16 protein-coding genes are annotated in these 17,876 nt (G+C 60.3%); 7 read left to right on the top strand and 9 right to left on the bottom strand.

Annotation, left to right across the window (positions count from 1 at the left end; translation table 11 throughout):
- Nucleotides 1-68: 68 nt before the first annotated feature.
- The 5 genes from HMPREF3160_RS08965 (at nt 69) to HMPREF3160_RS08945 (ending at nt 5,029) form a co-directional block, all read left to right on the top strand.
- On the top strand, nt 69-830 hold the full coding sequence (locus HMPREF3160_RS08965; RefSeq protein WP_035755444.1) for an amino acid ABC transporter ATP-binding protein: 762 nt from the start codon (nt 69-71) through the stop codon (nt 828-830).
- Between the two features lie 33 nt (nt 831-863).
- Entirely contained in the window at nt 864-1,769 is a 906-nt protein-coding gene (locus HMPREF3160_RS08960; protein ID WP_141739896.1) for a glutamate ABC transporter substrate-binding protein, read from the top strand.
- A 169-nt stretch (nt 1,770-1,938) separates the two neighbouring features.
- A complete protein-coding gene (locus HMPREF3160_RS08955) occupies nt 1,939-2,622 on the top strand; it encodes an amino acid ABC transporter permease (protein ID WP_070508079.1) in 684 nt (227 codons plus the stop codon).
- A 2-nt stretch (nt 2,623-2,624) separates the two neighbouring features.
- Nucleotides 2,625-3,479: an amino acid ABC transporter permease gene (locus tag HMPREF3160_RS08950; protein ID WP_070508078.1), complete on the top strand. Its 855-nt coding sequence runs from the start codon at nt 2,625-2,627 to the stop codon at nt 3,477-3,479.
- Nucleotides 3,480-3,535: 56 nt separating this feature from the next.
- Nucleotides 3,536-5,029, top strand: a complete 1,494-nt coding sequence (locus tag HMPREF3160_RS08945) for an MFS transporter (protein WP_256174332.1) — start codon at nt 3,536-3,538, stop codon at nt 5,027-5,029.
- Nucleotides 5,030-5,133: 104 nt separating this feature from the next.
- On the opposite strand, the gene HMPREF3160_RS08940 is transcribed toward HMPREF3160_RS08945, so the two are convergent.
- The 4 genes from HMPREF3160_RS08940 to HMPREF3160_RS08925 form a co-directional block, all read right to left on the bottom strand.
- Nucleotides 5,134-6,411 carry a citrate synthase gene (locus HMPREF3160_RS08940; protein WP_035755449.1) on the bottom strand — a complete coding sequence of 426 codons (1,278 nt, stop codon included), beginning with the start codon at nt 6,409-6,411 and terminating at the stop codon, nt 5,134-5,136.
- 242 nt (nt 6,412-6,653) lie between these two features.
- Nucleotides 6,654-7,871, bottom strand: coding sequence for a succinyldiaminopimelate transaminase (gene dapC, locus HMPREF3160_RS08935; protein ID WP_070508076.1), 1,218 nt, complete (start codon nt 7,869-7,871; stop codon nt 6,654-6,656).
- A 21-nt stretch (nt 7,872-7,892) separates the two neighbouring features.
- Nucleotides 7,893-8,216 carry a ferredoxin gene (fdxA, locus tag HMPREF3160_RS08930; RefSeq protein WP_035755451.1) on the bottom strand — a complete coding sequence of 108 codons (324 nt, stop codon included), beginning with the start codon at nt 8,214-8,216 and terminating at the stop codon, nt 7,893-7,895.
- Between the two features lie 108 nt (nt 8,217-8,324).
- The gene (locus HMPREF3160_RS08925; RefSeq protein WP_070491502.1) at nt 8,325-9,398 is read right to left on the bottom strand and encodes a DUF2332 domain-containing protein; all 1,074 of its coding nucleotides are present in this window, start codon (nt 9,396-9,398) and stop codon (nt 8,325-8,327) included.
- Nucleotides 9,399-9,607: 209 nt separating this feature from the next.
- Here HMPREF3160_RS08925 and HMPREF3160_RS09915 point away from each other — a divergent pair, with 209 nt between their 5' ends.
- Nucleotides 9,608-9,955 carry a hypothetical protein gene (locus HMPREF3160_RS09915; RefSeq protein WP_141739895.1) on the top strand — a complete coding sequence of 116 codons (348 nt, stop codon included), beginning with the start codon at nt 9,608-9,610 and terminating at the stop codon, nt 9,953-9,955.
- On the opposite strand, the gene HMPREF3160_RS08915 is transcribed toward HMPREF3160_RS09915, so the two are convergent.
- Both HMPREF3160_RS08915 and typA read right to left on the bottom strand, forming a co-directional pair.
- Nucleotides 9,900-10,355 carry a hypothetical protein gene (locus tag HMPREF3160_RS08915; RefSeq protein ID WP_141739894.1) on the bottom strand — a complete coding sequence of 152 codons (456 nt, stop codon included), beginning with the start codon at nt 10,353-10,355 and terminating at the stop codon, nt 9,900-9,902. The genes HMPREF3160_RS09915 and HMPREF3160_RS08915 overlap by 56 nt on opposite strands.
- Nucleotides 10,356-10,398: 43 nt before the next feature.
- Entirely contained in the window at nt 10,399-12,297 is a 1,899-nt protein-coding gene (gene typA / locus HMPREF3160_RS08910) for a translational GTPase TypA (RefSeq protein WP_070508075.1), read from the bottom strand.
- A gap of 124 nt (nt 12,298-12,421) precedes the next feature.
- Here typA and HMPREF3160_RS08905 point away from each other — a divergent pair, with 124 nt between their 5' ends.
- Nucleotides 12,422-13,054, top strand: a complete 633-nt coding sequence (locus HMPREF3160_RS08905; protein ID WP_070508074.1) for a hypothetical protein — start codon at nt 12,422-12,424, stop codon at nt 13,052-13,054.
- Between the two features lie 92 nt (nt 13,055-13,146).
- Here HMPREF3160_RS08905 and HMPREF3160_RS08900 read toward each other — a convergent pair whose 3' ends face one another.
- The 3 genes from HMPREF3160_RS08900 to HMPREF3160_RS08890 form a co-directional block, all read right to left on the bottom strand.
- On the bottom strand, nt 13,147-14,976 hold the full coding sequence (locus HMPREF3160_RS08900) for an ABC transporter ATP-binding protein (protein WP_256174327.1): 1,830 nt from the start codon (nt 14,974-14,976) through the stop codon (nt 13,147-13,149).
- The gene (locus HMPREF3160_RS08895) at nt 14,973-16,181 is read right to left on the bottom strand and encodes an ABC transporter permease (protein ID WP_070508073.1); all 1,209 of its coding nucleotides are present in this window, start codon (nt 16,179-16,181) and stop codon (nt 14,973-14,975) included. Before HMPREF3160_RS08895 ends, HMPREF3160_RS08900 begins: the two co-directional genes overlap by 4 nt.
- Before the next feature lie 80 nt (nt 16,182-16,261).
- Nucleotides 16,262-17,794 carry an ABC transporter permease gene (locus tag HMPREF3160_RS08890; RefSeq protein WP_070508072.1) on the bottom strand — a complete coding sequence of 511 codons (1,533 nt, stop codon included), beginning with the start codon at nt 17,792-17,794 and terminating at the stop codon, nt 16,262-16,264.
- Between the last annotated feature and the right edge of the window lie 82 nt (nt 17,795-17,876).

Genomic DNA, 17,876 nt, shown 5'->3' with positions numbered 1-17,876 from the left:
GCTGACACAAAAAATTCAACTTCCATCTGAGTTGATATAGGTCACACAAAAACTGCTATTTTATTTTCATGACATCAACAGTTGAGACGGACACCACACCCGTTGTCTCCCTCAAAGGGGTCAATAAGCACTATGGCCCACTGCACGTTCTGCGTGACATCAACCTCGACGTTCACCGTGGCGAAGTGGTTGTTGTTCTTGGCCCCTCGGGTTCCGGTAAGTCCACCATGTGCCGGACTATCAACCGCCTCGAAACCATCGACAACGGTGAGATCCTCATCAACGGCAAGAAGCTGCCAGAGGAAGGCAAGGCACTCGCCAAGCTACGTGCGGACGTCGGAATGGTCTTCCAGTCCTTCAACCTCTTCGCCAACAAAACCATTCAGGACAACGTGACCCTTGGTCCCATCAAGGTTCGTGGCGTCAAGCCGGCAGAGGCTAAGAAGCAGGCCCTCGAACTACTCAACCGAGTGGGCGTGGGCAACCAGGCCAACAAGATGCCCTCCCAGCTCTCAGGTGGCCAGCAGCAGCGCGTCGCTATCGCACGCGCACTCGCTATGAAACCTGAGGTCATGCTCTTCGACGAACCAACCTCTGCTCTCGATCCGGAGATGATCACCGAAGTCCTCGACATCATGGTTCAGCTCGCTAAATCCGGTATGACCATGATCGTGGTGACGCACGAGATGGGGTTTGCCCGCAAAGCCGCTGACCGCATCGTGTTCATGGCAGATGGCGAGATCGTTGAAGAAGCAACACCGGAAGAGTTCTTTACCAACCCGCAAACCGACCGGGCTAAAGACTTCCTCTCTAAGCTCATCACCCATTAACCACCCCACCCTGGGGCCCAGAAAGGAACCATTATGGCTCTCATGTTCAAACGCCGTAGCACCAAGCGTGCCAGCGCCGTTTTCGCAACCCTGGCTGCAGCATCGCTGGCCCTCACCGCGTGCGGTGGCGGCGACAGCCAGGCTGAGCACGTGGACGTCGACGCTAAGAAGGACGTCAAGATCGAAGGCTCCAAGACCTTCGACAAGATCTCCAAGGACGGCAAGGTCGTCATCGGTGTGAAGGAAGACCAGCCAGGTCTTGGCTACCTCGATGCGGCAACCGGCGAGCGCTCCGGCTTCGACATCGAAATCGCGCGCTGGATGGCAGCTGAACTCGGCATTGAGGCCGACAAGATCGAATACAAGGTGGTTGACTCCGCAAACCGCGAGCAGGCGCTCTCCAACGGCGACGTTGACCTCTACGTCGGCACCTACTCGATCACCGATAAGCGTAAGCAGCAGGTCGGCTTCGTTGGCCCGTACTTCGAGACCGGCCAGGGTCTCTTGGTGAAGAAGGACGATGACAGCATCAAGTCTGAGAAGGATTTGAAGGGTAAGAAGGTCTGCTCGGCAACCGGCTCGACCCCGCTGCAGAACATCGAAGAGAACTTCAAGGACACCAAGGCCGTGGGTATGGACAAGTACTCCGCATGTGTCTCTGCCCTCATGGACGGCAACGTTGACGCTGTCACGACCGACCAGGCGATCCTTTTGGGTTACGCATCCAACGATCCTGACAACCTCAAGGTTGTTGGCGAACCTTTCACTGAGGAGCTCTACGGCGTCGGTATCCCTAAGGGTGACACCGCGCTGTGCACGGCCCTCTCCGATGCAATGACCTCCGAGGACGGCAAGAAGCACTGGACCGAGGTCTATGACGCAACGCTTGGCAAGTCCGGCACCAAGGTTGAACAGCCGACCCCAGCCAAGTGCGACTAGCCCCGGTTAGTCCTGTGTGACTAATGAGGAAGGCGGCTCGGGCGCTGAAAACTCGAGCCGCCTTTCCTATGGACACCGCTACGCCGTGGGCTCACACGGACTCTCCCCCACCTTGCAGACCTTTCCCACCTTGCAGACCCCTCCTACCTTGCAGACAAGGAGCGCTTAGATGGATGCGCTAGCCGAGTTCTGGCGAGTACTCACCGAAAATAGCGACATATATATCCGCGGCTTCCAGATGACCCTCTGGCTATTTGTGGTCTCCGGCGCCGGTTCCCTCATCCTCGGCACCATTGTTGGTGCGATGCGGGTCTCCCCTGTGCCTGTGATGCGGGCGGTGGGTACGTTCTATGTCAACGCGGTCCGTAACACGCCGTTGACGTTGATCCTCATGTTCTTCGCGCTTGGTTACCCCAAGCTCGCATCCAGCGATAGCTCGATTCTGCCTAAGCTGGATTTCGTTCAGCTCGCTATCGTCGGCTTGACGCTCTACACCGCAACCTATGTTGCTGAAGCGTTGCGTTCCGGCATCAACACTGTGCCGTTGGGGCAAGCGGAAGCCGCCCGCGCCGTCGGGCTCACGTTCGGCCAATCCATGACCCAAATCATTTTGCCGCAAGCGTTCCGGGCAACCGTTCCGCCGATGTTCTCGGTGTTCATCGCGTTGCTGAAGAACACGACTGTTGCAGCGGCTTTCGGTGTGGTTGAGGCCGGTACGATCCGCCAGTACCTCTCCGAACGCTCCGAACCGCAGCTGCAGGGCCTCATCTGGGTTGCCATCATCTTCGTGGCGCTCGTGATGATTCTCTCCGTAGTGCAGCGGTACTTCGAACGTAAGTGGAAGGTGGCATAACCATGGCGGCTTCAGTTCTCTACGATCAGCCTGGCCCGCGCGCCAAAGTCCGCAACCGCATTCTCGCGGTAGCCACCATCGTTGTGGTTGCAGCGATCGTATGGTTCATCATCAGCCAGTTCGCGGCGGCTGGGCAGTTCGCGCCCCAAAAGTGGGCGTTCCTGCAGTCACCACGCATCATGCAGGGCTTTATCCAAGGTGCTGTGAATACGTTGACCGCGTTCGGACTTGCGGCGGTCCTTTCGCTCGCGCTCGGGTTCATCCTTGCGGTCGGGCGGCTCTCGGATCACGCATGGGTGCGCGCGATCTTCTCATTCCTCGTTGAGACGTTCCGCGCCATCCCGCTACTGATCCTCATGATGCTGCTGTACTACGGCCTACCGACATTGGACATCAAGATGACGCCGTTCACCGCCGTCGTGATCGCGTTGACCGCCTACAACGGCTCGGTTCTGGCAGAGGCGATCCGCGCGGGCGTTGTTTCTCTACCGAAGGGTCAGGCGGAAGCCGCATACGCGATCGGTATGCGTAAATACCAGGTCATGACGCTCATCTTGCTACCGCAGGCCGTGAAGTCGATGCTGCCGGTCATCATCTCCCAGCTCGTGGTGGCGCTCAAGGACACGGCACTTGGTTTCGTGATCACGTACCAGGAGCTGCTGTATCAGGTGAAGCTCGTGGGCAACCAGATCTCGTTCGGCTACCCGTTGATCCCTGCCGCGATGGTCGGCGCCGTGATGTACATCGGTTTGTGCCTCATCCTCTCCGGTGTTGCCCGCTACGCCGAATACCGCATCAACAAGCAGCCAGGCACCAAGAAGGCTCGCGCGAAAATGGAGAACGTTCAAGTCACATAGCTGAATGCAGACGTTATGCCTGCGCTCTTATGTGAGCTGTGTGACATACTTTGTCCGTGACTAGTGACAATCAGGGATTCTCTACCGTTCAGCGCCACTTGCTTGTGGTGACGTTAATCCCCATGTTCATGACGCTTCTGAGCGTATCGATTGTCAACGTCATTCTCCCTTCCATCAAGCACACCTTCGAAGCTGATGATTCCCAGCTTCAATGGGTCGTCTCCGGTTACGCGCTAGCTTTCGGTGTGTTGCTGGTTGCGGCTGGCCGGACCGGCGATGTGTATGGCCGCGGCCGTCTGTTCGTGGCGGGCCTGGCCGTGTTCGGGCTGGGTTCGCTCTTGGCGGGGCTGGCCCCGAACACTACGGTGCTCAACATTGCCCGCGCACTAACCGGGCTGGGCTCCGGTGCACTGGGTCCGCAGATTATCGGGCTGATCCAACAGTTCTTTAGCGGAAGCAAACGCGGGCGCGCGTTCGGCCTCTTCGGCGCAGTCGTGGGTGTCTCCGTGGCGATCGGCCCGGTACTGGGCGGTGTGCTGATTGCTGTGTTTGGCGCGGAATGGGGTTGGCGCGCCTCGATCCTCATCAACGTCCCGATCGCGGCGTTCGCGATCCTGATGTCCAAGAAATGGTTCCCGGCAGGCGCTTGGGAGCCTGTTCCCGCAGCTGATCAACCGGCAGGCATCCAGCGTGAGGGCGTGGAGGTTTCAGGTGGCCGCGCGAAAGCTGACATCGACCCGGTGGGTATCACCCTGTTCGGTTTGTCGGTATTGCTGGTCATGTTGCCGTTTATGGAGGCCCGCGCTTCCGCGTGGTTCTGGGCCGCGCTGCCTGTAGGGCTCGTGTTGCTTGTGGGATGGGTTTTCTGGGAACGCGCCTATGAACGCCGCGGCCGCTCCCCCATGGTGGACCTCAACCTCTTCAAAACGCGTTCTTTCGCCAACGGCACCGCGCTAATCTCCGTACATTTCACCGGCATGCCGGCCATCTGGTTGTTGGTTGCGGTCTATATGCAGAACGGCCACGGCGAATCCGCGCTCGCGGCCGGCTCAATCGGCTTGCCAGCTGCGATCATCTCCGCGGTGACGTCCGCGATCGCTGGCCGGCACATCGTGCGTTTAGGCCGCATCCTGGTGCTGACCGCGCAGTTCGTGGTGCTCGCAGGCCTGCTCGGGAGCATCCTGGTGATCTGGATGATCGAAACCTGGGACATTTCAGTGTGGTGGCTCATGCTGCCGCTCGCGTTCACCGGCGGCGCCCAAGGTGCCGTGATCAGCCCGAACCAGACCCTCACACTGGCCGATGTGCCAGTCCAGTACGCGGGTTCCGCCGGCGGGGTCATGCAGACCGGCCAGCGCGTCGGCACCGCGATCGGGCTCGCGCTGGTCACGGGTATCGTTTTCGCGAGTGTGGCAGCAACCGGCAACTGGGACCACGCCACAATGATCGGTTTCGCAACCGTGTTCGTGATCGGTTCACTGGCTACCGCGCTCAGCATGTTGGATCTCTACCAGTCCCGGAAAGAACGCCGGAACCGCTACGGGGCATGACTAGCTCTCCACAAAACGAGAGAGGCGCCACCACGAAAATCGTGGTGGCGCCCTCTCGTTTATACGGTCTGGAGCGTTAGGCTCGCGCTCACATCAGGGGCCGACTACGCGTTCGGGTAGTCGCGCTGTGTGTAGCCGGTGTAGAGCTGACGCGGACGGCCAATCTTACGTTCTGGGTCCTGCATCATTTCACGCCACTGAGCAATCCAGCCCGGCAAGCGGCCGATCGCGAACAGGACGGTGAACATCTTCTCTGGGAAACCCATCGCCTTGTAGATCAGGCCCGTGTAGAAGTCCACGTTCGGGTAGAGCTTACGCTCGATGAAGTAATCATCGTTGAGCGCCTTCTCTTCCAGGTTCATCGCGATGTCGAGCAGCTCGTTGGAGCCGTGCTTCTTGAGGATGCGGTGTGCGGTCTCCTTGACGATCTTCGCGCGAGGATCATACGACTTGTAGACGCGGTGACCGAAGCCCATGAGGCGGATGCCGGCTTCCTTGTTCTTGACCTTCTCCATGAACTCGGACGGTTCGAGGCCTTCGGTCTGGATCTGCTTGAGCATGTGCAGAACCGCCTCGTTCGCGCCACCGTGGGCCGGGCCGAACAGAGCGTTGATGCCAGCGGATACGGAAGCGAACAGGTTCGCGTCAGCGGAACCAACCATGCGGACCGTGGAGGTCGAGCAGTTCTGTTCGTGGTCAGCGTGCAGAATCAGCAACTGGTCGAGTGCACGCACCGTCTCCGGGTCCAGCTCGTATGGCTCAGCTGGGTTAGCGAAGCACAAGCGGATGAAGTTCTCCACAAGGCTCAGCGAGTTATCCGGGTAGAGCAACGCTCGGCCGGTCGACTTCTTCAAAGCGTATGCGGCGATGACCGGAACCTTTGCCATGAGGCGGATCGTGGACAGCTCGATCTGTTCCTCATCGAAGGGGTCCAGAGAATCCTGGTACCACGTAGACAGCGCGGAAACAGCCGAGGACAGCAGCGGCATCGGGTGGGCGTCGCGTGGGAAGCCGTCGAAGAAGCTACGCATCTCCTCGTGCAGGAGGGTGCGGCGGCGAATGCTCTGATCCCATTCTTTATACTGCTCGGCGTTCGGGAGTTCGCCGTTGATCAGCAGGTAGGAGGTCTCCAGGAAGTTCGACTTCTCAGCGAGCTGCTCGATCGGGTAGCCGCGGTAACGCAGGATCCCCTGCTCACCGTCGATAAAGGTGATGGCCGACTTCGTCGAGGCCGTGTTCATGTACCCCGGGTCATACGTGACTGCGCCGGTTTCTTTACGCAGCGGAGCGATTGCCAGGCCTTCGTTGCCTTCTGCCGCTTCCACAACGCCGAGGTCAAGCTGCTTCCCGGCATAGCTCAACTGTGCATTCGCATCAGTCATGTGGAGTGCCTCCTGAGTGAGATAGTTGACGTGCCGCGTGTAGCGCCGGTCACTTCCGGGCACACGGGTGGCTCCCTTATACCGTATCCTGTCCGCGCCACGGCTGCGAGCTGAGCGCGCTAATTTTGCCACAGGCTAAGCGCTCTTTTGCCGCACGCTAAGCACTCCAGCGCAATTCTGCAGGTACCCGTGTTAGTTCTGGAGGTGCCCAGGTTGGTTCAGACTGCCCGCCCGCATCGAGGTTACTTTAGCCGCTCTACCGCGGCTTGGATCCGTTCATCTGGTGCGGTGAGCGCGATGCGCACGTGCTGGGTTCCGTGCGGTCCATAGAACGCGCCGGGGCCGGCGATGATCCCGCGCTCGGCGAGCCAGCCTATGGTGTCCCAACAGTCCTCACCACGTGTGGCCCATAAGTACAGGCCGGCTTCTGAATGCTCGATGCTGAACCCGGCCGCCTCGAGCGCGTTCTTCAAGAGCTCACGGCGGGCACGGTAGAGGTTCTTCTGCTGCGTAACGTGCGCATCGTCGGCAAGACCTACCGTCATCGCGTGCTGGACCGGGCCGGGGATCATCATGCCCGCGTGTTTGCGGGTGTTGATGAGATCGGACATGAGTTCCGGGGCACCCGTGACGAACGCAGCGCGATATCCGGCGAGGTTGGACTGCTTGGACATCGAATAGATCCCCAGAAGCCCGGTGAGGTCTCCCCCATTGACGTCCGTGTCCAGGATCGAGGGAACAGAGTCTTCCCATTCGCCCCAGCCGAGTTCGGCATAACATTCATCCGAGGCGATGACCGCGCCGATCTCGCGGGCATCACGCACCCAACGGGCGAGCTCGCCACGGCTGAGCACCGAACCGGTCGGATTGCCCGGGGAATTCAGGTAGATCAGCTTCACGCGGGAACGTGTCGCGTCATCCAGCTCATCTAAAGAATCAGCTGAGACCGCCTCAGCACCAGCAAGCGTGGCTCCCACCGCGTACGTCGGGTACGCAACGCGGGGACACACCACCACATCAGTGTTTCCATGACCAGCGGCAGCATCTGCGCCAGCGGCGGCATCTGTGCCAGCGACGGCTTTCTCGCGACCGTGAGACCCCAACCCCAAGATGAGGGGCAGCCACGCGATGAACTCCTTGGAGCCCACCACCGGCATCACCATATCCGCGGTCACATCCGTGGCGTTGCGGCGGCGGCGCCACCATTGCGCGATCGCCTCCCGTAGCTCGGCCGTGCCTTGCGTTGTTGGGTAGCCCGGCGAATTCGTGGCCTCGGCGAGCGCGTCCCGCAGGATCTGGGGTGTCGGGTCCACCGGGGTGCCGATCGAAACGTCGACCGCACCGTCGGGGTGGGCGTGCGCGCGCTCACGATACGGCGCTAGAAGCTCCCACGGATAGTCAGGAAGATGCAACCCGAACGATGCGGATGGCTGGGCTGTTGACCGCTCAGATGTGCTCATGTGTTCCTTGTCCTGAGCGGTTCAGTCTTGGTTTTGCGGAGGTAGCGCGTCGATGAACGGGTGGTCGAAATCGAAGGCACCCGAACGGGCCGCACCGCCTGGGGAGCCGATCTCGTCGAAGAAGTCGACGTTGGCTTTGTAGTATTCCGCCCATTCTTCGGGTACATCGTCTTCGTAGTAGATGGCTTCCACGGGGCAGACCGGTTCGCACGCGCCGCAGTCAACGCACTCATCCGGGTGGATGTAGAGCATGCGGTTGCCTTCATAGATGCAGTCCACTGGGCATTCGTCAATGCACGCCTTGTCTTTCAAATCCACACAGGGCTGCGCAATGATGTAGGTCACGCTGGTCGCCTTACCTTTCCACGACTGGGATAGCGGTTGAAACTGTTGAGCCTCAGTTTAGTAGCCTGCGCCGTTGATGCCTAAAGTTTCCCCGGCGCTAAGGTGCGCTCAGAGGAAAGGATCAACCCGGCGTAATGCTTGGAAACTTTGCCCGTGGGTGCCGACCAGTGCCGCAGGCTTGCCGTTGACGGCCAGGGTGATGCGGTGGTCGAAAGGGGTTTTATGGCGTTGATCAACCCACGGCAGAACTCCGTAGGGTTCCGACGAGATCCAGGTGATGTTTGGGAATTCGGTCAGTGCTGCGCGGAAGGCTTCCCGGCGGTCTGGGCTGAGGTAGTACAAAACCCAGGTGTGGAAGACCACGATGCGGGCCTCGCGTGGCGCTTGCCGTATCAGATCCGGGATCGCTTCAACGAGGTCACCGGCAATGATTCGGGCGGGTTCGGCCAGCGCTATCTGGGCGGCGGCGTGGAGACGCCGCCTGCGTTCCTGGTGTTCTGGCCAGATGAGGGTTTCCAGCCACGCGAGCTCCTCCTCGCGTGCGAGGTTGAGCGGGTTGAGGTCTGCCCCTGCGCGGTAGGCAACCTCCGGGATGTGGTCTGGAACCCAGTCCGCGTCGATAGCGCACGGCAGGGTTACAGTGGATGGCCCAGCGTCCGGGTGGAGCTCGACTGTCTGCCCCGCAGTGGTCGTGTAGGCGTAGGAGTAGCGGTCCGGGTAGAGGCACAACCCGGCGCTCGCGCCGGCTTCGATCAGGGCGAGCGGCGCCTGCTCGTCAGCGGGCCGGGAACCCGCATCGGAGGCCGCGGCTGTGTTGGCTCCAGAGGTCGCGGTTGCTGGGGCATCCAGCCGGTGGAGCCGCGAGAGTATCGGTAGCATCGCGGCGCATCGGTTCGCCTCATTCGTTTGCGTTGCCCGCTGCAGAACTTCAGGCTTGACTTGTTCCCAGTTCTTCAACAGCCAGGTACGGAACTGTTCGTAGTCCCCTACCGGGGCACCGAGTAGCCGGGCGGATGCGAAGACGAGGTTCGGTTGGGTCTTCAAACCTGGCAGCTGGGCGATCAACTGCAACACAGCAGGATCCTGGGCTACTCCCTGCGCCCATTGGTCATAAGTTGCGGAGATTCCCCGAGCCTCGGCCTCAGCAAAGTGGCGGTAGGTTTCCGCAATTGTGGCATGCATGCCCACCAGGGTAAGTTCCCTAGCCGTCTAGAACCCACCCGGGTGCAATATTTGTTCTTTTGGGAATATCTGCCCGCCGCGCATCGTGCGCCACCAGCCGCACCCTGCCGACGCACCGACACCGTCCTGACTCACCGGCACCGGCGATGCACCGGAACCGCCCCGAAGCATCGGCATGAGGCAAAGCGCGGCTGTGAGATGATCGCTGCATGGCTGATCTGTTTGATGCCCTCGGTGTTGGTGCGCGTGTTGTTGCACGCTATCGCTTGCCGGATGGCGTGCTGACGGATGCGCTGGGTGAGATCGTCTATATCGGGGCGGGCGAGGACTATGTGCCCGATGCCGACCGTCATGACGCGGCAGAGGCACAAACCCCTCACGCTGATGCGCCTGCCCTCGATACTGGCAAACAAGCGTCCGCTCCCGCTGGTGCGGGCAGGGTTGTTGTGGTGCGTACGCGGCGCGGCGATGTGGTGGTGCCGACCTCGCGCATCACTCACGCTAAGCCTGTTCCGCCTCCACCTCAAAGACGCGGGCCTCGCGCGCACGGCGGCTGAGGATTTTCAGCACGGCAAGCGAGGCGAGCACGGTGGCCAAGATCACGCCGATGAAGAGTGTCAGTGCGGCGATGTAGGCGCCGGGTGCGGCTTGGCGTGCGAACTCGTTGATCGGGGCGATCACAACGTTGGTTGTCGAAAGCGAGAGCGCCCCGATGGTCGCAAACGATATTGCCCCGATAGCTCCGGGTACCCAGGTGCGGCCGGCGAAGCTCCCCCACCACAGGCTCGCGGCGAACACTGCGAACGCTGAGAGCACGGAACCCCATGGGAGCACCACGAGCGTTTCGTTCACCAGGCCCGCCCAATAGTGGGTGTGCCACAGTACCGCGGAGATACCGGACATCAACCCCAACAGCACCGTCATGACCACAGTCACGATGGTTGACGGTCCCTTCACGGTTGGGCCCTTCACGGCTGGGGTTGACGCTCGGTCCGTGTGGTTAGTTCTTTGCACGTCTGCGGGCCTCGCGCATACGGTCGGCGGAGTTGAGGGTCACTTTGCGGATGCGGATCGCTTCCGGGGTTACCTCGACACATTCGTCTTCGGCAGCGAATTCGAGGGACTCTTCCAGCGTGAGCATGCGTGGCGGGGTGAGGCCTTCGAAGGAGTCAGCGGAAGCAGCGCGCATGTTGGTCTGCTTCTTCTCTTTAGTGATGTTGACTTCCATGTCTTCGTTGCGGGAGTTCTCCCCCACAACCATGCCTTCGTATACTTCCTGGGTTGGTTGGACGAAGAACGTCATGCGTTCTTGAAGGTTGATCATCGCATACGGGGTGGCGACCCCTGCGCGGTCGGAGATGATCGAGCCGGTGTTGCGGTATTCGATGTCCCCTGCCCACGGTTCGTAGCCTGCGGAGATGGTGTTAGCGATGCCGGCGCCGTGGGTCAGTGTCAGGAAGGTGCTACGGAAGCCGATGAGCCCGCGGGCTGGCACGGTGAAAACCATGCGGACCCAGCCGGAGCCGTGGTTGGTCATTTCCTGCATGCGTCCCTTACGGGCGGCAAGCAACTGTGTTACGCCGCCGAGGTAGTCCTCCGGGGTGTCGATCGTGATTTCTTCCATCGGTTCGTGGACCTTGCCGTCGATCTCGCGGGTCACAACCTGGGGCTTGCCGACCGTGAGTTCGAAGCCTTCGCGGCGCATCTGCTCCACGAGGATCGAAAGCGCGAGCTCGCCGCGGCCTTGGACCTCCCACGCATCCGGACGTTCGGTGGGTAGGACCTTGAGCGAGACGTTACCGATCAGTTCACGGTCGAGGCGGTCTTTAACTTGGCGGGCGGTGACTTTAGCGCCTTTGACGCGGCCGGCCATCGGCGAGGTGTTGATACCGATGGTCATCGAGATCGCTGGGTCGTCAATGTGGATGGCAGGTAGCGGGCGAGGGTCGTTGAGGTCAGTGAGGGTGTCACCGATCATGATGTTCTCGATGCCGGCAACAGCCACGATTTCGCCAGGGCCGGCTTCTTGCGCCGGGACGCGCTCGAGCCCGCGGGTTTCAAGCAGCTCGGTGATCTTCACGGAGCGCTGTTCACCGTGGTGGATCCAGGCGACGTTCTGGCCCTTCTTGAGGGTTCCGCCGTGGATGCGCAGAAGCGCGAGGCGACCCAAGAATGGGGAGGCGTCGAGGTTGGTCACGTGCGCCTGCAGAATGCCGTCGTCGTCATAGGACGGTGCTGGGACGTGTTTCATGATGGTCTCAAACAGCGGTTCGAGGTCTTCGCTGTTTGGAAGGTCGCCGTCGGCTGGCTGTTCGAGCGATGCGCGGCCTGCCTTGCCGGATGCGTACACGACCGGCAGTTCGAGGATCGAGTCGATGTCGATGTCCGGGATTTCTTCAGCGATGTCCGAGGCCAGGCCGAGTAGCAGGTCCATGGTTTCGGAGACGACGCCGTCGATGCGGGCGTCGGGGCGGTCTGTCTTGTTGACGACCAGGATCACTGGTTTGCGAGCTTCAAGCGTCTTGCGGAGAACAAAGCGGGTCTGTGGAAGCGGGCCTTCAGAGGAGTCCACGAGCAGAACCACGCCGTCGACCATTGAGAGGCCGCGCTCCACTTCCCCACCAAAATCCGCGTGGCCTGGGGTATCGATCACGTTGATCGTGACGTCCTGACCATCCGAGGCCGGGCCGTTATAGAACACCGTGGTGTTCTTAGCCAGGATGGTGATCCCCTTTTCACGTTCGAGTTCACCAGAGTCCATCACGCGGTCTTCTTGTTCGCCGTGTGAAGCGAACGCTCCAGTGGTGCGGAGCATGGCATCAACCAGGGTGGTTTTGCCGTGATCAACGTGTGCAACGATCGCAACGTTGCGGAGGTCCTCGCGTGAGGCACGTGCCATAAGGGGTTCCTTGTCAGCTTGTTCGGTAGGCCGCCTTCCGGCAACCAGCGTCTATTGTCAACGTGCTTGCAAGTCTACTCTGGTGTTGCACATCAGGTGCGGGATACATGGCACGATTATTCTTATGATCACTTCTCCGATGACGTTGACCCGTAGCGTGTCTGGCTGGATTCTTGGCATTGTGGTGCTTGCTTTCGGCGCTTTTGCCGCGATCGATGCGTTTGCGCGCGGGTTTTTCTATACGGGTGTTGCGACGTCTTTCGGCACGATGGCGTTGGTCATGTTGATTGCGTGGACGTTGATTTTGCCGAGGCTTGTGGTGGAGCCGGAGGCGGTTGTGGTCCATAACGCGACGTGCGTGGTGAGGATCCCGTGGGCTAAGTTGCGGGAGGCGCAAGATGTGTATTTTGTTGAGCTCACGGATACCGATGGTGTGGTGACTCGCGTGTGGTCTGCCCCTGTCCAGGGCATGGGTCAGCGGCGGAAGGCTTTGCGCGCCAAGGCCTCTGATGCTGATTTGTTGCGGCACGGCGTTGATCCGAAGCAGATTAAGGATCGCGAGGCTAGGCTGCGTGACGGCAAGGGTATTTCGGCGCAGGTGATGCGTTATAAAGATGCGCAGCTGAAAGCCGTCGATGCAGGTGATCTTGATGCCGATGCGGTCAACGCCGAAGTCACGAAAACCTGGCTTTCACTTCAGTGGATCATGCTCGGGGTGGTTGCGCTAGCCACCATCGTGATGTTGATCATCGCTTAAGCTGGCTTAGACCAATGGCGCGGCCCCGCGGAGGGGCCGCGCCATGGTTTAACCGCCTTTTATTTGGCTACTATGCTCCGGCGGGTACTCGTTTAGCCGAGCTTCAGGCGTGCACGGCGGCGTGCCGCCTGCACGTCGGGGTCTGGGACCGGCGCTGCCGCGAGTAGTTCGCGTGTGTATTCCTCGCGAGGGTAGTGCAACACGAGGTCGGCAGGACCTTGTTCAACCACCTTGCCTGCACGCATCACCACGACATCGTCAGCGAGGTGATCCACAACCGCGAGGTCGTGGGATACGAACAGGCACGCGAAGCCGTACTCCTTCTGTAGCTCGGTCAGCATCTCCAGGACCACGGCCTGAACCGATACGTCGAGCGCGGATGTCGGCTCGTCAGCGATCAGCAAGGCTGGGTCCAAAGCGAGAGCACGGGCAATACCGACACGCTGCTTCTGCCCGCCTGAGAGCTCGTGCGGGTACCGGTTGATGACGTCGGCCGGCAGCTTCACGGCATCCAGCAGCGTTTTGGCTCGCTCGATGCGTGACTTCTTGTCCCCTACCTTGTGCACAACCATCGGCTCGGTGATGCAGTCACCGATCGGGAACCGTGGGTCCAGCGAGGCGGCAGGGTCCTGGAAGATCACGCCCATCTTCCGGCGCATCTCCTTAGCTTCGCGTCCGCGTAGCTTGGTGAGGTCCTTGCCACCGATGTGTAGCTCGCCTTCCGCTATCGGCAGCAGGCCGAGCACAGCCTTAGCAAGCGTAGATTTACCGGAACCGGACTCCCCCACCAGGGCCGTGGTGCGGCCCTTTGCGACGTTGAAGTTAGCGCCTTCAACGGCGCGGAACTTACCGCGGCGAACTTTATACTCAACAGCGACGTCGTGGACCGAGACCACAACCTCATCGTTGGCACGTTCCTGTTCGATACGTGCGGTGAGTTCCGCGATCTCATCCCCCAGGTGGGAGCTGTCTATGTTGACGTCTTCGAGGCGCGGAACCGCTGCCAGCAGACGCTGAGTGTACGGGTGGCTCGGGTTCGTGAGAATCTCACGTGCCTCACCCTGTTCCACCAGCTCGCCCATGAACATCACCGCGACACGGTCTGCGAGGTCCGCAACAACACCCATGTTGTGGGTGATCAGCAGAATCGCAACATTGAGGGTGTCTTTGAGCTCACGCAGAAGGTCCAGGACTTCAGCCTGAACTGTCACGTCGAGTGCGGTGGTCGGCTCGTCCGCGATAATGACCTCAGGGTCACACGCCAGAGCCATAGCGATCACGATGCGCTGACGCTGACCACCAGAGAACTGGTGCGGGTACTGTTTGATGCGCTTAGCCGCATCCGGGATACCTACGCGGTCGAGGAGCTCGACAGCTTTCTCAGTGGCTGCTTGACCGTATGCGACGTTGTGAACTTCCATCGCCTCGGTCAGCTGTTTTTCGACCGTGAGCACCGGGTTGAGCGCGGTCATCGGCTCCTGGAAGACCATCGCGACTTTCGTTGCGCGCATGCGGCGCATCTTCTCGGCTGGCAACCCGATCACCTGGGTTCCTGCAACGTGCGCCTTACCCTGGATCTCTGCAGTGTCAGCGAGCAAGCCCATAGCCGAAAGGCTCGTTACGGATTTACCGGAACCGGACTCGCCTACGAGCGCCAGGACTTCGCCGCGGCGTACATCGAGGGTGACACCCTTGACTGCCTTGACATGCGATTCGCTGGTGATGAAGTCGACCTTGAGGTTGTCAAATGACAACACAACTTCACCGTCACGACTCTTTCGGGCAGCACCAGGCGCAACTGCATGCGCCGTGTTCTCGGTCGTGGCCGCGCTGTCAGTTACGGCCGTCGCGTCAGCGTTCACTGGCGTTCCGGAGACGGCAGTGCTGTCCACGGGCTTGTTTGGGTCCGCGTGCTTGCTCACTTTTTGTCTCCTTCTGGGGTGTCTGGTTTGACGTCGTCCAGTGTAGGTGTCCCTTGGTCAGGCTCTTGTGCAATCGGCACTTCAGAGACCTCTTCGACCGTTTCCTTCTCAGTCTTGGTGGTACCTCCGGTTGCGGTCTCAGTCTCCCATGCGCCACGGCGGTGTGCGCTGCCCGGGAAGATGAAGGACCACAACGAACGCTTGCGGCGCCCTGCACCCTGGCGTGGATCGAATGCGTCACGCAGACCATCACCGATGAAGTTGATAGTCAAAGCGATCGTGAGGATCATCAGGCCCGGCCACCAGAACAGCCACGGACGGGTCGTGAACGAGTTCTGGTAGGTCGAGATCAACAGGCCCAGCGAGGACTGTGGTGGACGTACGCCGTAGCCGAGGTAGGACAGCGAGGTTTCCAACAGCACTGCCGCAGCGATAGCTAGGGTCGCGTTCACGAGGATCGTGCCGACAGTGTTCGGGATGAGGTGCTTCATCACGATGCGGTTGGTCGAGGCACCCATCGCACGCGCCGCGTCGATGAACTCGCGTTCACGCAGCGAGAGCACCTGGGAACGCACCAGACGCGAAAGACCAGCCCACGAAACACAGCCGAGCAGCAGACCGAGGAACCATGGCGAGTTCACCGCCGAGCCTGCGATGCGACCGACAATCGCCGCGATGAGCAGCAGAGGGACAACAAAGAAGATGTCCGCGATACGCATGATAAGGCCGTCGATGAATCCGCGGAAGTAGCCGGAAATCGCACCGAGCAGGGTTCCCAGCGCGGTCGAGACAACACCAACGAGGACCGCGATGATGAGCGAAACCTGAGTTCCGCGCATCACGAGCGCGAAGTAGTCAACGCCGAGGGCGTCCTGACCGAACCAGTGGGTTGCCGATGGTGCCCCGCCGTCGATGATGTCGCCTTGTTCGATGTAGTCGAAGCGCCACCAGCCCGGGATCGTGATCCCGAATGCAGAAATACCGATTGAGGTGACGGAGACGATGATGATGAACGCGAGAACGACCGCGGAAATCATCGCTGGTTTGTGGCGCAGAAAGCGCCGTAGAACCAGCTGCCCTTGGGATAGGGACTTGGTTTCTTTGCTCGCCAGGCGGGCGTCTTCGATCGCGGAGATCGAGACGCGCTCATCCGTTGAGGCTTCGATGGTTTTATTGCTCTTGTTTTCTGGGGTGTTCTGAGTCATGTCCTATCCCCTTTCCGTGCGAGTCCGGTGGTGACGGTGTGCGTGGGCATCCGCTGGGCGGTGTGCTATACGCGGGGGCGTCATACTCGGATCCTCGGGTCGATGAGGGCGTAGATCACGTCAGCCAGCAGGTTGAACAGGACGGCGATACCACCTGTGACAACTACGAAAGCCATGACGGGGTTAGGGTCAACGTTGTTCAGGCCGGTCTGGAAGAGCTCACCCATGCCCTTCCAACCGAAGACTTGTTCGGTGATGATCGCGCCACCGATCAGTGCCGCGAAGTCCATCACGACAATCGTCACGATCGGGATGAGCGCGTTTCGGAATGCGTGGCGCAGGATCACGGTACGCTCCGGCAAGCCTTTAGCGCGTGCGGTGCGGATGTAGTCCTGCGAGTTGATTTCCATCATGGTTGCGCGGGTATAGCGCGAGTAGGAGGCGACGGAAACTACGGTCAGCAGGATGGTTGGTAGCAGGATCTGCGAACCACGGTCGAGGGTCTGCAGCCAGAAACCGCCGTCGAAGTTCGGTGTTTGGGAGCCGATCGTGGAGATCGGACGTGGCTTGGCTTCCAGGAACTCTGGCCACGCGTTGAAGATGTGCCAGATCATGGTCAGCGCTACACCCACGCCGACGGTTGCCAGCGATGCGCTGATGGCTTGAACACGCAGGCGCCCACCGAGGAAGAAACCGAGCAGCCACGGGACAGCGATGGCAAGTACGAACCCGATCGCGAGGATCAGCGCGGTTGGCTCGAGGAAGATGTTGTAGCCGGCATAGAAGACGACCATGACGAGCACTGCACAAATAAGTGCTGGCAACAGGACGTGGCGGTGGCCTTCCTTGTTCTTGATGCCAACGGCCGAGGAGGTTGCGAAGACAGCAACCCCGATCACGATGAGTGCAATGACCCATGGCGGCAGGGACGGGTAGCGCCAGAAGTCTTGCGCAGTGAAGGCGACCATCGCAACACCGACGATCACGGCGGTTGCGAGGAAGCTGAACAGGCGGCGTTTCCAGGCGCCACCCATGAAGAGCTGGATCACGAAACCGGCTAATAGCGCTGTGAGGACCACTTGCATGGTTGAAAAGCTTGGGTCCGCTATCCAGTTGTTGTAGTTGATAGCCGCGTATTCCTTGAGCAACACAGCAGCCCAGAACACTGGCAGGGAGAAGAACACGAAAGCAAGGAAGGTGACGATGTAGTCGAGGTCGGAGTACTGCCGCACAGCGGTCAGAACACCGATGCCGACGCCGATCACGATCGCGAGGATCACAGAGAGGGTTACCAAGCGCAGGGTCGAATCAGCTGCTGCCGCGAGGCGGGCTCCAACGTCGTTGCCGTTGACATCAACGCCGAGGTCACACTGACCGATGAGGCAGGCCGATGTACCCTTGAGCCAGTCGAGGTATCGCAGACCCCATGGGGTGTCGAGTTGAAGGTTTCTGATGCGGGCTTCCATGGCCACGCGAACCTTAGGGTCGGATGCGAGTTCGCGCATCCCTGCTAGCGGGTCACCTGAGAATTGGATCAGTGCATAGACCACGAAGGTGGCTAGTAACAGGATCAGGACTGAGATACCCAGACGCCGGAGGATAAATGTCAGCACGGTCGAAGACCTTTCGGTTTCGTGCGAAGTGGACGGTAAGCGTTTTTCGGTAAGCGGGCCCGGAGTCTTCCGACTCCGGGCC

This window comes from Arthrobacter sp. HMSC06H05, assembly GCF_001807395.1.
Taxonomy (GTDB): Bacteria; Actinomycetota; Actinomycetes; order Actinomycetales; family Micrococcaceae; genus Pseudoglutamicibacter; species Pseudoglutamicibacter albus.
Note: the sequence above shows the minus strand (reverse complement) of the source record. Positions and strands in the feature narration are given on the sequence as shown.

What these genes read in the sequence shown, in the direction of transcription:
- HMPREF3160_RS08965 (WP_035755444.1), top strand. Translation starts at nt 69, where the DNA reads ATGACATCAACAGTTGAGACGGACACCACACCCGTTGTCTCCCTCAAA.
- HMPREF3160_RS08960 (WP_141739896.1), top strand. Translation starts at nt 864, where the DNA reads ATGGCTCTCATGTTCAAACGCCGTAGCACCAAGCGTGCCAGCGCCGTT.
- HMPREF3160_RS08955 (WP_070508079.1), top strand. Translation starts at nt 1,939, where the DNA reads ATGGATGCGCTAGCCGAGTTCTGGCGAGTACTCACCGAAAATAGCGAC.
- HMPREF3160_RS08950 (WP_070508078.1), top strand. Translation starts at nt 2,625, where the DNA reads ATGGCGGCTTCAGTTCTCTACGATCAGCCTGGCCCGCGCGCCAAAGTC.
- HMPREF3160_RS08940 (WP_035755449.1), bottom strand. Translation starts at nt 6,411, where the DNA reads ATGACTGATGCGAATGCACAGTTGAGCTATGCCGGGAAGCAGCTTGAC.
- dapC (WP_070508076.1), bottom strand. Translation starts at nt 7,871, where the DNA reads ATGAGCACATCTGAGCGGTCAACAGCCCAGCCATCCGCATCGTTCGGG.
- HMPREF3160_RS08925 (WP_070491502.1), bottom strand. Translation starts at nt 9,398, where the DNA reads ATGCATGCCACAATTGCGGAAACCTACCGCCACTTTGCTGAGGCCGAG.
- HMPREF3160_RS09915 (WP_141739895.1), top strand. Translation starts at nt 9,608, where the DNA reads ATGGCTGATCTGTTTGATGCCCTCGGTGTTGGTGCGCGTGTTGTTGCA.
- typA (WP_070508075.1), bottom strand. Translation starts at nt 12,297, where the DNA reads ATGGCACGTGCCTCACGCGAGGACCTCCGCAACGTTGCGATCGTTGCA.
- HMPREF3160_RS08905 (WP_070508074.1), top strand. Translation starts at nt 12,422, where the DNA reads ATGATCACTTCTCCGATGACGTTGACCCGTAGCGTGTCTGGCTGGATT.
- HMPREF3160_RS08895 (WP_070508073.1), bottom strand. Translation starts at nt 16,181, where the DNA reads ATGACTCAGAACACCCCAGAAAACAAGAGCAATAAAACCATCGAAGCC.